The sequence below is a fragment of the Clostridium sp. AUH-JLR23 genome, assembly GCF_964238065.1.
In the GTDB taxonomy this organism is placed as follows: domain Bacteria; phylum Bacillota_I; class Bacilli_A; order Erysipelotrichales; family Coprobacillaceae; genus Allocoprobacillus; species Allocoprobacillus merdigallinarum.
In genome coordinates this window covers 60,753-75,419 of sequence record NZ_CAXSKY010000002.1, presented here as the reverse complement: position 1 = coordinate 75,419, position 14,667 = coordinate 60,753, and the positions used below count along the sequence as shown (strand labels likewise).

Genomic DNA, 14,667 nt, shown 5'->3' with positions numbered 1-14,667 from the left:
TTCTTTCCTCCTTATCTTTTTATTCCTATTTTCTCTCCCATAAGCACACGTGTTTCATCATTATTTTGAGAGTTTTTAATAATATCTTCATCTATAACAACTATATCTTTTTTAAACAAAACAACTATTGTTGATCCACCAAATTCAAAATATCCTTTTTCTTCTCCGCGCTGAAATGATGTCTTGGAATGATTCACAATTTTTCCTACCATCATTGCGCCTACTTCCATATAAATAACATCCCCAAAGTGTTGTGTATGTAACAACGAATATGAACGTGAATTCTGTTTATAAATGGGGTAATAATCATTCGCAACAGGATTAACAGTATGAAAAATACCAGGTATATAAATATCCTGTTCTTTTGTTCCATCATCAATATAACAATAACGATGATAGTCGTCTACCGTCAACCTAAAAATCAGACATGTTCCACCATCATATTCCTGAGATAACGATTGATTCTTCAATAAATCAGATAAAGAATAGACGGTATCCTTTATTGTTAAACATGTATCTTGATGAATTGGATAATAGGTTAATTTAGAATCTGCAGGTGCAATCAAAAGATCATGTTCCATACAAATAGGTCTTTCTTCTTTTTTTATTTTTCTAGTAAAAAAATCATTATAACAGCTATATTCCTGTTTTTCATATTGACTCATATCAATTTGATTTTGTTGAATAAACGGCTGTATCTTACGTTTTGAAAATCGACTATTCATATAACAGCCACCAATGTGGGTAATAAAAGGAAGGGTTAACACTTTTAGTGCACATCTTCCTAAAAAATGACTGTATAAAAATTTTAATAATTGATTTTGTCTTTGATTGACAATGAGTTCTTGTCCACTTCGGTCAAATATTCTCATAACATCAACAATCCTGTACAAATCAAAATACCCATAACAAGCATAACTAAAATGCCTTTTAAACCAGGTTTTCTTACTTGAAAATTAATAATAAATGCCCATGCGACAACAAACATAACCCATGCATATATACTATACGTCAACTCAGCTGTCAAAACATGTCTTAATAAATAGATAGCTGGGAAGATTAATGCTGCACTTGTGACAGGTAAACCTTGATAGTATTTTCTTTTTTCTGTGGTTTCTTTTTGTCGCATTTCTTCAACCACATTAAAATATCCCAGTCTGCTAATAGCACATAAAGCATATAACGCAAAGATAAAAAACCATAGCCAAGTTACACCACACACAATAGAATCCATCATGGTATAACCAATAATAGCTGGAAATATACCAAAACTAAACATATCAGCTAATGAATCAATTTGTATTCCAAATTTTCTTTCTTCTTCTGTTCTGTCTTTCTTTGTACGTGCCACCATTCCATCAAAGGAATCAAATGCACCACTTAATAATAAGCAAATAAGTGCTCCACTAAAATTCCCTTTAAATGCTAAATGTGTTCCAAATAAAGCACTGATTAAACTTAAATAAGTTAATATGACAGTATAATTATAAAAACCAATCATATCTTTCTCCCACACTTTTTATTTTAACGGTTGTATTATAGCATACTTCTCCTTGTTTTTATAGGACTTTTCTATAATAGAAGAAATTTCGTGAATTGTCTACAAAAAAAGAGTCCGATTTTTCGAACTCTTATGACATTAATCAATCATGATTGTGTTGTTGCTTTCAATAGCTTTCATATCCTGTTTTGGAATTGAAATTCTTAAAACACCATCTTCAAATTTTGCTTTAATATCACTCTGTGGAACACTTTCTCCTACATAGAAGCTTCGACTCATGCTTCCTGCATATCTTTCCTGTCGGATATATTGTCCATCTTTATTCTTTTCATCTTTATTCAAGTTCTTCTTAGCTGAGATTGTCAAATATCCATTGTCAAATGACAATTCCACATCTTCTTTCTTGAAGCCTGGAAGATCCACATCCAATTCATATGTTCCTTCTGTTTCTCTGACATCTGTCTTCATCACATTTCTTGAATGTTTTCCATACAATGGATTTTTCTTTCCAAAGAATTCCTTGTCAAAATCATCAAACCAGTCATCAAATAAACTTTCTCCAAAAATACTAGGCATTAACATATATATCACCTCTTATGAATAATTCTAAGCATTGTTAGAGAATGAACAATGTTTGATATGAGAAGTAAGGAATGCCTTTTTTATTCTCTTTCCTTATTTCTATTTATATTATAGTCCTCTATTTTAGCAGAGTCAAGTATAGAGTGCTAAAAACATTTTTTCACACATTATGTCAACATATAATCATATGAATTTATTAAAAATCTGTATTTACAAGAGTTTATCTAACTCCATTAATAATCTTGATTTCATTATCCTTAATTCTTCATTTGTAGGACAGTTAGAACCATCATACATTTTTTGCATTGGATACCACCAGACAGGTCCCTTACCATTATTACCATATTTTCCTAAATCACCATTGACTCTTGGAAATAAATGCCAGTGAAGATGTGTATCTCCATTTCCCAATAATTCATAGTTCATTTTTTCTGCATTAAAAGCTTTAGAAACTGCTTCAGCTACAATAGACATTTCTTCTAAAAACTTCATTTTTTTGATTGTTTCTAAATGAAATAATTCTGTTTTATGATCTTTATATAAAAATAAAGTATATCCCTTAAAATGCTGATTATCTCCAATAACCACATAACCAGTTTCAAGTTCTTTTACAAAATATGGATTTGTACCATTCTTTATCATTTTTATTCTGTCACAAATTAAACACATTTTAATCACCTCACTAAACTGGAATTTTCAAACCATCTTACTCATTATTAAAGCAATAATTAAAGCAATTATTGCAAATCCAACTATGGTTCCCAGCCATTTGACTATTTTCATTTTTGTAGGAATATAAGGTTTTAATTCTTCTGTATTGGGTATATCCCACGCTTTTGTATGTTCTACCCAATACCAGTCAACAAAAAATCTATCAAATAGTCCCATTATATACATTATAAATAAACTTTGAATAAAAATATTTCCAAACTCTTTTGCATCATTTATATAGCAAACCATTAATGGCACTAGAATAAAACAAGGTAAGTATAAAACTATAATTGATATAATGGTTTGTTTCTTTATTTCTTTTTGAGTAGTATATCCTAATTTTATTGCTTTTTCTTGAACATTCTTTTCGTAAAATACAGTAAATTTTTCAGGACCATTTGCTATACCAATAACACAAAACATTAAAAGTATAAAACATAATACTATACCTTCCATTAGTAACATTAGAATTAACATTAAAATCAACTCGCTTTCAAATTCCAATTTACTCATTTCTTCTATCACCTACTAATAGTATTTTAATTTATATCACTCATTTTTTGATTTCACTTTTGCCGGATTGCCTACTGCTATAGAATTGTTTGGAATATCTTTTGTTACAACACTTCCAGCACCAATAACCGAATTATCCCCAATAGTCACTCCCGGTAAAATAGTACAATTTCCTCCAATCCATACATTTTTACCAATAGTTACAGGTTTGCCAAATTCAATATCTGAAATTCTTTCATCTGGAACTAATGAATGACAAGCTGTATAAATATGGGTATTTGGTCCTATTAAAGTATGCTCTCCTATTTTTACAGGGCAAACATCTAATATGACACAACCATAATTAAGCATAACATTTTTTTCAATGAAAATATTATATCCATAATCACAAAAAAATGGTGGTTTAATCCAAAATTTTCCGTTAGTATTTATTAATTTTCTCATTAATCGTGATTTCATATTGATCTCATTAAAACTTCTTTTATTATACTTAGTACATATTCTATTTGCTCGTGCTCGTTCAAGAACAAGTCTAGGATTAGCAGGATTATATTTTTCTCCAGAAATCATTTTTTCTTTTTCTGTTTTCAATCTTATCATTCCTTTTTATAATTTTAAACTACCACTTATTTTTTGATTAAAGAATCTATTCCTAAACCAACACATAAACCTATACTTATCCCAAAACATATACATATAGGAATGTTATCAGTAAACAGTCCTATAATGACTCCTAGTGATGTTCCAATACACATTCCTATTGACATTCCTTCTCACATATATGTTTTTATTTCATCTTTATTTTTCAATAAATATATTTAACTTTCTGTTACTTTTTCCAACTTTTCTTTCATTGGTGTTAAAAACGGACGTATCGGTTCTAAAACTTTCATGTTTCTTAATAAAACCATAGCCATATTTCGATCTCTTTCCATAAAGTCATCAACAGCATACCATAATTGTTTTTGACAATCTTCTTGTCTATAATCTGAAAGTGAAATCAATGCATAACAATAAAAATAGGCGACAATATCAAAATCTAAACAGTGTCTTTTATGGTTATATTGAGGAATATTTGTTTCTAAAAATTGCAAAACTGTATCGACTGTATGTGGTTTTTTAGAAAAAGGAATCATTCTTTCATATTCTTTTTTTGTTATGGGAGCATGTGTTAGAGTTGCTAATTTACGACATAACTGCCATATTTCCTCAAAAGATGCACCAACTTCTTTGGCAGCTTCCATTAAAGGCAAGGTACTTTTAGCTACCCAAATATTCTCTCCTTGAAATTTTGGACCAGTTATAACAAATGTTTTATGATTCTTAATACAATCTTGAAGATAAGCCTCTTGCTTTTCTCGATAATCTCTTAATTCATCAATTGAAGGTATTTTCTTTCTAGCCATATTTTTTCTCCTATATCCCATATTATATCAACAGAAGATAAGCTATTCAACAAAATCACCACTTACAAAATCTCCTATAATCATTGTATTTAAAAAGAGAACATTTCTGTTCCCTACATATCAATTTGAATATGACTTCCTACTCTTTCTTTTACTTTTTCTTGCATGCGTTCTTTTGAAATTGTTATCCCATTGTATCCTTGTAAAGCATGTTTTTTAGCAAGTTCATCTGTATAATCTTTTAATCTATATACTGTAAATTTCTCTCTTGTATCAATGATATTCTTTTGATTCGTTGTTTCATAATGATTCATAAGTGGTACTAAAGTGACATTTTGAATAGACCACCCACTTCCATCTTTTTTAAAATCACATGTCAGCATTCCACCTAATTGAGAATCTTCTTCTAACATTCCACTAATAAAATTACCCAAACTATATGCTACAAGTGTTTGATGACCATCTTGACCTTCAATCCATTCTACAGGCTGTAAAGTATGCGTATGTGTTCCTAAAACGATATCAACACCTAAATCAGCTAAAAACTTCGCATTTTTCTTTTGAAATGGTTGTGGCTCCAAATCATTTTCAATACCCCAATGACAAGATACAATCACAATATCACTGATCTCCTTTGCATTTTCTACATCGTTTTTCATTTTTTCTTCATCAAAATCATTAATACAATAAGATGGATAATCTTCTGTATAATTTAACATCTGATTATATGCTAAAAAAGCTATACGTAAACCATCCTTTTCAACAACCTGGATCTGATCACGTTCTTCTTGAGACTGATATAATCCAATATAATGCATATCCTGATAATTTTTAAAAACCTGGATAGAATGCTGGATTCCTTCATATCCTTGATCTAAGGCATGGTTAGTAGAACCATTGACAATATCAAACCCAACATCATGTAAATTCTTTGCCATAGCATCAGGAGTATTAAAATAAGGATAGCCAGATGCTTTGCCCCCACCTAATATTGTTTCCTGATTGACAAAAGCCAAATCAGCCTGTTCAATATATGGCTTTATATTTGTATAGTAGGATGAAAAATCATAATCATCATCCGTTTTTGCTTCATCCAATAATCTTTGATGCATTAAATTATCCCCAACGGCGACAAACGAAACTGTATCATCTTTTTTTGGTTCCTGAACTTTTTCTTTTTTTGGTGTATTTTGACAGCCAGAAATCAATACAACAGATATCAATAATTGGATAATCTTTTTCATTTATTTAGTTGTACTCCCAAATCCACCATTACGAATCTCATTTGCATCATCATCTTCAACAAGACCATATTGCATAAAGATTCCTTGCGCAATCCCTTGTCCAGGTAAGACTTCTACAGTTTTATTTTCATTTGTATCATTTGTCATCTTAATAAAGATATGCCCCTCATTATCTGAATAAAAATAATCACTATCAATAACTCCCACTGTATTGTTTAATTGTAGACGATACTTAAATCCTAGTCCACTTCTAGGATAAATCATTAAAACCCATCTTTCATTCATTTCACAACGAATACCAGTTGGAATCTTGATTGTTTCCTGTGGTTTTAAGCATATATGAATAGGTGTATAAAAATCATATCCCGCTGAGCCTTTAGTCGCACGTTTAGGTAATTGAATAGAATCATAAACAGATTGAATCTGTTGCTTAGAAGCATATGCATCATAATCTAAATAAGCTTCCTCAAATTGTTGATAAGATACTTTATAAAATTTTGCTGTTGTCATATTGTTCTCCTTAACCTTCATAATATTCTTCTAATGTTTTGTTTTCCTGATGTAATTGTGTAGCTAAATCTACACCTACATAACGAATATGCCATGGTTCATACCCATAACCTGTAATACGTACTTTATCTTGAGGATAACGCAAAATAAAGCCATATTTATAAGCATCACTTTCAATGAATTTTCCCAGTGGACTATCAGCCACTTTTTCACTTAAACGATCTCCATCCATAGTATAGGATATATCTACACATAAGCCTAGTTCATGTTCACTACGACGAGGATAGGCATTATATTGAATAGCATGCTCTTGGCCAAACACTTTTACAGAATTATCCCAATAAAGCTGTTGTGTTTCTGGTTCACGATAGCCTGAGATAGTATAAATCTCAATGCCTTTTTCCTTGGCTGCCTGATAAAATTGCGTGTATGCCTGATTCGCTTCATGACGCAACTTTTGACTACAATCAATCACTTTTTCTAAATCATCAGGCTTCCATCCCTCAGGTATTTCATGTAACTTATTGACAAGAACAGTCACATCATCAGGATTTTCAACAATATCCGCCTGTGCTGTGATAGGATTAATCAAATCCCCCACATATTCCACAACATCTACAATCAAATCCTTTTGAGCTTTATTTCCAGCCTGATCTTCGACAGAATAATGGACAGTTTTCTTTCCTACTGAAGATGTATCTATATCACTGTAGCTCACCTGATCCATTAAATCACCATCTTGTAAATCGCTGGCTTTTTCAATATAAAGACTATAATCAAATGTATCATTTAATGCTATTTGAACTCTTGATTTTGTTAATGTTAAAACAGGAGCTTCCTTGTCTTGTGATTGACATCCTGTTAACATAAACATAAAAGAGAGTATCCCTATGACAATTTTTTTCATGACTACCTCCATAACATAACGGCTTATTAAAACTATACCCTTACTTAGCTACCATTATAAACCAATTCTACGAAAAATTCCTTAATATTTACTTAATTTATTTCATTTGACAACATTCACACAAATTCATATAATATCGTCATAAAAAAGGAGGATATTTCTATGCAATATGCTATTATTTTTTCAAGTCCAACAGGAAATACACAAATGTTGGCTGAAACTATTAAAAATCATATAAAAGGAGAATGTTGTTATTATGGAAAGGCTGACTTAGCACCATTGATGGCTGATTATATTTTTGTAGGTTTCTGGACAGATAAAGGAACATGTGATGAATCAATTCAGGATTATTTAAAACAACTCCATCATCAAAAAATCTTTTTATTTGGAACTGCTGGTTTTGGTGGTAGTCAAGAATATTTTGATGGTATTTTAAAACGTGTCCAAACAAACATTGCTGATGATAATCAAATTGTGGGACAATTTATGTGTCAAGGAAAAATGCCTATGAGTGTCAGACAACGTTATGAACAAATGGCACAAAAACAGCCGGAAAAATTTATTCCTATGATTGAAAATTTTGATCAGGCATTATCACATCCTAGCCCAGAGGATTTACAATCATTTATCCAACAACTTTCAGTCATTCAATAATCGAGATCATCATAGGATTCATACTTATGATGATCTTTTTATCTCTTTAATCATATGAATATTACAATTTTTTTAAGTATTTTTTACATTCTTTTTATATTTTTGTGGTAATATATACACGTTAGGAGGGGGATATATGCCAGCCATATATACACATTATTGTTTTGGGGAAGAAATGAAAAAAGTTTATTCACCCCATCTTCAAAAAATCATTCAAGACAATATTGAACTTTATGAAATAGGTTTACATGGTCCTGATATTTTTTTCTATTATCAGATTTATCATCATAATGATTTAAATCGTTGGGGAAGTGCCATGCATAAACAAAAAGCTTATGACTTATTTGAAAATTCTCGTCATGTTATTTTAGAAAAAAGTCATAAAGAAGCCAAAATAGCCTATATGTTAGGTTTTATTGCTCATTTTGCATTGGACTACGAATGTCATAGTTATATTGAAAAGAAAATGCAAGCTTCACATGTTTCACATTCCTTAATTGAATGTGAAATGGATAAATATTTATTGATCAAGAATCATCAAAAACCATTATATACAGATTTAACTCAGCATTTACATCCCACTATGGAAAATGCCAAAGTGATTCAAACTTTTTTTAATCAATTTAGTGTTCAACAGATTTTATCAACATTAAAATCCATGAAAACATATAATCGTTTTCTAGCAAGTCATAATCCATTCATCAGAACATTAGTGAAAGTCTTTTTATTGATTTCAGGTAAATATAAAGGTTATCGTGGATTGTTGATGGATCAAAAAGACCACGAATCATGCAAAGATAGTAATCTACGTTTAGAAAAATTAATGAAAAAAGCCATTCCACACTGTCTTGAACTCAGTGAAAATTATTATACATACTTAACAAAAAACGAACCACTCAGTCATGATTTTTTAGCACATTACAGTGCTCAAGAGGGTTGGGAAAATATTCCAGTATTATCGTATGAAAAGGAGAAAGAATATGACATCTAAAACAACATCTTTAGAAAAGAAGTGGATTATGTATGATATTGGAAACTCTGCTTTTACATTACTTGTATCTACAATCATGCCTATTTATTTTAATTTCTTAGCTGACAGTGCACATATTTCTGAAACAAACTATTTAGCTTTTTGGGGGTATGCAACATCTATAGCCACAATCATTACAGCTATTCTTGGTCCTATATTAGGAACTGCTTCTGATTTTAAAGGATGGAAAAAGAAGCTGTTCATGGTTGCTTTACTCATTGGCGCATTGGGTTGTATTTTACTTGGTTTTACTTCATCTTGGTTATGGTTTTTATGTTTATTTGTGATTGCAAAATCTGCTTATTCATTAAGCCTGGTTTTTTATGATTCTATGCTTATAGATATTACAACTCCAGAACGTATGGATAATGTTTCTGCTAAAGGATATGCCTGGGGATACATTGGAAGCTGTATACCTTTTATAGCCAGTTTAGCCCTTGTATTATTCTATGAACAACTTTCATTAACAATGGAAACAGCTATGAGCATTTGTTTTCTTTTGATTGCCTTATGGTGGTTATTATTGTCAGTTCCTTTAATTCTAGGATATCATCAAACATATTATTTAGAAAAAGAAAACCATTATGTTAAAGCGAGTTTTCTACGTTTAAAAAATATCTTTATAGAATTAAAAAACAATCCAAAGGTCTTATTCTTTTTAATAGCTTTCTTCTTTTATATTGATGGTGTTTATACCATCATTGATATGGCTACGGCCTATGGAACAGCTTTAGGATTAGATACAACTGGTTTATTATTAGCGTTGTTATTAACGCAAATTGTGGCGTTTCCAGCTGCTTTAATTTTTGGAAAATTAAGTTCGTCTATTGAAAATACAAAACTCATCAAAATATGTATCTTTGCTTATTTCCTTATTGCATTATATGGAATCACTCTCCAACAACAATATCAATTCTGGATTTTAGCTGTTGGTGTTGGAATCTTTCAAGGAGCTATTCAATCATTATCACGTTCTTATTATGCAAAAATCATTCCAGCCAATCGTTCTGGTGAATATTTTGGTTTATATGATATTTGTGGTAAAGGGGCATCATTCATGGGAACAACTCTTGTTTCCCTTATTTCTCAAGTTACAGGTATGATGAATATAGGTGTAGGTTCATTAGCTATCATGTTCTTCATTGGTTTTGTATTCTTCAAAAAAACAGAAAAATTGCATCAATAATTTTAGACTCTTTATATGGAGTCTTTTTTATTACAGATAAAAACGGATGTCACCAAAATATGACACCCATTTTTCTTTTATTAAATTTTTGTTATATCAATAAGTGATGTATCACCATGATGTCTTTTTTCAAGACAGTTAATTAATGCTTGAGCTGTATCCAATGATGTATAAATTGGAATACCTGCTTCTACTGCAAAGCGACGAATCATAAATCCATCTTTTAAATTATTGTTTCTTGTTGGTATATCAATGATTAAATCAACTGTATCAGTTAACATTAAATCAAAGATTGTATTTTTCTTATCAGCAATATAATTGACAAGATGAGCAGGAATTCCATGTTCAATAAGATACGTAAATGTTCCAATTGTTGCATAAATGTCATACCCAAATTGATGATATTGTTTTGCAATTGGTAAGAATTCTTCTTTGGCACTATCTTTAATCGTACAGATAATATTCTTTTTCTTTGGCAAATCAATACCTGTCGCAATAAATGCTTTATAAATGGCTTCATCAAAGTCTTTAGACACACCTAAAACTTCTCCTGTAGATTTCATTTCAGGGCCTAAGCTGATTTCTGCACCAGTAATCTTTTCAAATGAGAAGACTGGCATCTTAATAGCCACTGTTTCTTTTTCTTTAGCCAATCCATATTCATATCCTTGTTCCTTGATTGTTTTTCCCATAATGACATGTGTTGCGACATCTACCACAGGAATATCAGTAACCTTAGAAATATAAGGAATAGTACGTGAAGAACGTGGGTTCACTTCAATAACATAGACTTGATCTTCATAAACAATAAATTGAATGTTAATCAATCCAATGACATGTAACGCTTTTGCTAGTCTTTGTGTATAATCCACAATCACATCTTTAATTTCCTGTTTAATCTTTTGTGGTGGATATACTGAGATACTATCTCCACTATGCACTCCTGCACGTTCGACATGTTCCATGATACCTGGAATCAATACACCATGTTCATCACAGATAGCATCGACTTCAACTTCTTTACCAGATAAATATTTATCAATTAAGATAGGATGTTCCTGATATTGACGATTAATGATTTCCATGAATTTCTTGATGTCACCATCATTTAAAGCAATTTCCATTCCAGCTCCACCTAATACATAAGAAGGTCTGACAAGCACTGGATATCCTAAACGATTGGCTACTTCTAAAGCTTCTTCTGTTGTGAAAACTGTTGAACCTCTAGGACGATCTATATCACAACGCTGTAAGATTTCATCAAATCTTTCACGGTCTTCAGCAGCATCTACATTATCAGCTGATGTTCCTAAAATAGGAACTCCCATTTCCATTAGAGCTTTTGTAAGCTTGATGGCTGTTTGTCCACCAAATTGTACAATGGCACCATCTGGTTTTTCTAAACGCACAATACTTTCTACATCTTCAGGTGTCAATGGTTCAAAATACAGACGATCAGCTATATCAAAGTCAGTTGATACTGTTTCTGGATTATTATTCACAATAATTGTATCATAGCCAGCCTCCTTTAACGCCCAGACACAATGAACAGAACAATAATCAAACTCTATCCCTTGTCCAATACGGATTGGTCCTGAACCTAAAACCATAATTTTCTTTTTATCATCACGAGGATCAACTTCATTATGTTCTCCATATACAGAATAATAATAAGGTGTTGTTGCATCAAATTCAGCTGCACATGTATCTACTGTTTTATAAACAGCTTCAATATGATGATCTAATCTCATTTGATGAATATCTTGAGTTGTATGATTTGTATACTTAGCAATAATTTGATCTGGGAATTCTAATCTTTTAGCAAGTTTTAATAATTCAACAGTCAGTGGTTCTGTTTTTAATTGTTGTTCGACTTCCGTTAAATGTTTGATTTTATCAATAAACCAGCAATCAATACGTGTTATATCATGAATTTCCTGTTCACTCATTCCTTGTCTTAAAGCCTGTGCTACTACAAAGATACGATGATCATCAACATCTTTTAATTTGACTTTTAATTCATCTAATGAAAGTCCATCGACTTCAGGAATATGTAAATCATAAACATTTTGTTCGAGAGAACGTAAAGCTTTCATAAATGCACCTTCAAAATTATGAGCAATACTCATGACTTCTCCTGTGGCTTTCATCTGTGTTCCTAGTTTTCTAGATGCCCCAACAAATTTATCGAATGGCCATTTTGGAATCTTACAAACAATATAATCTAACGTCGGTTCATAAGAAGCATATGTTTTTCCAGTAACTGCATTTTTAATTTCATCCAATGTATAACCTAAAGCAATTTTCGCTGCCAGTTTGGCGATTGGATAACCTGTTGCTTTTGAAGCTAAAGCTGAAGAACGCGAAACACGTGGATTAACTTCAATAACGCAATATTCAAAACTATCTGGATTTAAAGCATACTGCACATTACATCCACCTTGAATATTTAAGGCTGTAATAATATTTAAAGCCGAACTTCTTAACATCTGATATTCTTTATCAGATAAAGTTTGACTTGGTGCCACAACAATACTATCTCCCGTATGTACACCAACTGGATCAAGGTTTTCCATATTACATACTGTAATACAGTTACCATGTCCATCACGCATCACTTCATATTCAATTTCTTTCCATCCAGCAATACTTTTTTCAATGAGGCACTGACTCACACGTGATAAACGCAATCCATTAGAACAAATATGATGTAATTCTTCTTCATTATTGGCAATTCCACCACCTGTTCCTCCTAATGTATATGCTGGTCTAATAACAACTGGATAACCAATTTTATTCGCAAACTCAATGGCTTCATCTACATGATTCACGACAATTGAAGCAGCACATGGTTCTCCAATCTTTTCCATTAATGTTTTAAACTCTAATCTATCTTCAGCCAGTTTGATTGTATCTGTTGAAGTCCCAATCGTACGGACATGATGTTTTTCTAAGAATCCTTCATCAGCCAAAGCCATCGCAATATTTAAAGCATTTTGTCCTCCAAGCGTTGGTAAGATACTATCTGGTTTTTCAACTTCAATTAAATGTTTGACAACCGGTACAGTTAAAGGTTCTATATAAACCTTATCAGCAATATCTTTATCTGTCATGATTGTGGCTGGATTGGAATTAATGAGTACAACTTCTATTCCTTCTTCTTTTAAAGCACGACAAGCTTGTGTTCCTGCATAATCAAATTCAGCAGCTTGTCCAATAATAATTGGTCCAGACCCAATCACTAATACTTTTTGAATATCATGATTTCTAGGCATTTTGATTTCCTCCCATCATTTTGATAAATTCGTCAAATAAATATGATGTATCTAATGGTCCAGCACATGCTTCTGGATGAAACTGCACTGTTTTAATTGGTTTTTGTAAATATTCAATACCTTCAAGCGTTCCATCATTGACGTTCTGGAACCACATTTTTGCGACTGTTGGATCCAAAGATTCATCTTTGACGACATAATTATGATTTTGTGTTGAAATATAAACACGATTTGTCTTTAAATCCTTAACTGGATGGTTAGCTCCATGATGTCCATAAACCATTTTTTGAGTTTCAAATCCATGTGCCAAAGCCATGAGCTGATGTCCTAAACAAATCGCAAAAATAGGCATTTCACTTTGACTTAATATTTTCATATTGTCAATAATATCTAAACATTCAGATGGATCACCAGGCCCATTAGAAAGCATGATACCATCAAAATGTCCATCAAGAATCGTTTGAGCAGATGTATGTGCAGGGAAAACTGTCACTTCACAATCTCTTTTCACCAATTCTCTCGCAATATTTTTCTTGGCACCAAAATCATATAAGGCAACTTTATATTTTCCTTGACCCAAAACATAAGGTTTTGAGCATGTTGTCTGATCAACAACACCGCTAACTTTATATTCACGAATACGTTTTAAGACTTCTTCAAGGTCTTCATAATGATGTGTTGTAATTAAACCATTCATACAACCTTCATTTCTAATTAATTTTGTGATAAAACGTGTATCAACACCTTGAATACCTATAATATCATGTTGTTTTAAATATTCTTCTAAATCCATATTCTTTCTAAAATGACTGCCAAATCTTGCCAATTCATTCACAACAAAACCTTCTACATAAGGTTGATTAGATTCCTGATCTTCCAAGCAAACACCATAATTTCCTATCATAGGATATGTCATGACAACACTTTGTCCAACATAAGAAGGATCAGTTAAAACTTCTAAATATCCAGTCATAGAAGTATTAAAAACAAACTCACTGATGACTTCTTTATTTCCACCAAAGTGTTCACCTTCAAAAACATGTCCATCTTCTAATATCAAATATGCTTTCATCGTTACCTCCTTGTGTCATAAAAAAACATATCAATAATGATATGTTTTTAAGAAATATAAAAAAATGAGAAAAGAG

General features: G+C 31.5%; 16 protein-coding genes. 3 read left to right on the top strand and 13 right to left on the bottom strand.

Features of this window, described 5'->3' with window-relative positions:
* Positions 1-11 precede the first annotated feature (11 nt).
* The 11 genes from ACESR5_RS01575 to ACESR5_RS01525 all read right to left on the bottom strand — a co-directional run bounded on the left by ACESR5_RS01575 (position 12) and on the right by ACESR5_RS01525 (position 7,374).
* A complete protein-coding gene (locus ACESR5_RS01575) occupies positions 12-872 on the bottom strand; it encodes a phosphatidylserine decarboxylase (protein WP_373153890.1) in 861 nt (286 codons plus the stop codon).
* Positions 869-1,501: a phosphatidylcholine/phosphatidylserine synthase gene (locus tag ACESR5_RS01570; RefSeq protein ID WP_373153889.1), complete on the bottom strand. Its 633-nt coding sequence runs from the start codon at positions 1,499-1,501 to the stop codon at positions 869-871. Before ACESR5_RS01570 ends, ACESR5_RS01575 begins: the two co-directional genes overlap by 4 nt.
* 138 nt (positions 1,502-1,639) lie before the next feature.
* Positions 1,640-2,083 (bottom strand): Hsp20/alpha crystallin family protein, encoded by a 444-nt coding sequence (locus tag ACESR5_RS01565; RefSeq protein ID WP_373153887.1) that lies wholly within the window; start codon positions 2,081-2,083, stop codon positions 1,640-1,642.
* Positions 2,084-2,293: 210 nt separating this feature from the next.
* On the bottom strand, positions 2,294-2,752 hold the full coding sequence (locus ACESR5_RS01560; RefSeq protein ID WP_373153886.1) for an HIT family protein: 459 nt from the start codon (positions 2,750-2,752) through the stop codon (positions 2,294-2,296).
* A 27-nt stretch (positions 2,753-2,779) separates the two neighbouring features.
* Positions 2,780-3,307, bottom strand: a complete 528-nt coding sequence (locus ACESR5_RS01555; RefSeq protein ID WP_373153884.1) for a hypothetical protein — start codon at positions 3,305-3,307, stop codon at positions 2,780-2,782.
* A gap of 36 nt (positions 3,308-3,343) precedes the next feature.
* Positions 3,344-3,877 carry a sugar O-acetyltransferase gene (locus ACESR5_RS01550; protein ID WP_373153964.1) on the bottom strand — a complete coding sequence of 178 codons (534 nt, stop codon included), beginning with the start codon at positions 3,875-3,877 and terminating at the stop codon, positions 3,344-3,346.
* A gap of 56 nt (positions 3,878-3,933) precedes the next feature.
* The gene (locus ACESR5_RS01545) at positions 3,934-4,074 is read right to left on the bottom strand and encodes a hypothetical protein (RefSeq protein ID WP_164483584.1); all 141 of its coding nucleotides are present in this window, start codon (positions 4,072-4,074) and stop codon (positions 3,934-3,936) included.
* A gap of 51 nt (positions 4,075-4,125) precedes the next feature.
* Positions 4,126-4,713 (bottom strand): hypothetical protein, encoded by a 588-nt coding sequence (locus tag ACESR5_RS01540; protein ID WP_373153883.1) that lies wholly within the window; start codon positions 4,711-4,713, stop codon positions 4,126-4,128.
* Between the two features lie 113 nt (positions 4,714-4,826).
* Complete coding sequence (locus ACESR5_RS01535; RefSeq protein WP_373153882.1) at positions 4,827-5,957, bottom strand: CapA family protein; 1,131 nt, start codon at positions 5,955-5,957, stop codon at positions 4,827-4,829.
* Positions 5,958-6,467: a dUTP diphosphatase gene (locus ACESR5_RS01530; RefSeq protein ID WP_373153881.1), complete on the bottom strand. Its 510-nt coding sequence runs from the start codon at positions 6,465-6,467 to the stop codon at positions 5,958-5,960.
* A gap of 10 nt (positions 6,468-6,477) precedes the next feature.
* On the bottom strand, positions 6,478-7,374 hold the full coding sequence (locus ACESR5_RS01525) for a D-alanyl-D-alanine carboxypeptidase family protein (protein WP_289527443.1): 897 nt from the start codon (positions 7,372-7,374) through the stop codon (positions 6,478-6,480).
* A 162-nt stretch (positions 7,375-7,536) separates the two neighbouring features.
* Here ACESR5_RS01525 and bilS point away from each other — a divergent pair, with 162 nt between their 5' ends.
* From bilS to ACESR5_RS01510, 3 genes are all read left to right on the top strand, one after another.
* Positions 7,537-8,028 (top strand): flavodoxin family protein BilS, encoded by a 492-nt coding sequence (gene bilS, locus ACESR5_RS01520; RefSeq protein ID WP_087936065.1) that lies wholly within the window; start codon positions 7,537-7,539, stop codon positions 8,026-8,028.
* Between the two features lie 136 nt (positions 8,029-8,164).
* A complete protein-coding gene (locus ACESR5_RS01515) occupies positions 8,165-9,019 on the top strand; it encodes a zinc dependent phospholipase C family protein (RefSeq protein ID WP_373153880.1) in 855 nt (284 codons plus the stop codon).
* On the top strand, positions 9,009-10,244 hold the full coding sequence (locus ACESR5_RS01510) for an MFS transporter (RefSeq protein ID WP_129737739.1): 1,236 nt from the start codon (positions 9,009-9,011) through the stop codon (positions 10,242-10,244). Before ACESR5_RS01515 ends, ACESR5_RS01510 begins: the two co-directional genes overlap by 11 nt.
* 80 nt (positions 10,245-10,324) lie before the next feature.
* On the opposite strand, the gene carB is transcribed toward ACESR5_RS01510, so the two are convergent.
* Positions 10,325-13,519, bottom strand: a complete 3,195-nt coding sequence (carB, locus tag ACESR5_RS01505; protein ID WP_373153879.1) for a carbamoyl-phosphate synthase large subunit — start codon at positions 13,517-13,519, stop codon at positions 10,325-10,327.
* Positions 13,512-14,591: a carbamoyl phosphate synthase small subunit gene (locus tag ACESR5_RS01500; RefSeq protein WP_373153878.1), complete on the bottom strand. Its 1,080-nt coding sequence runs from the start codon at positions 14,589-14,591 to the stop codon at positions 13,512-13,514. Before ACESR5_RS01500 ends, carB begins: the two co-directional genes overlap by 8 nt.
* Between the last annotated feature and the right edge of the window lie 76 nt (positions 14,592-14,667).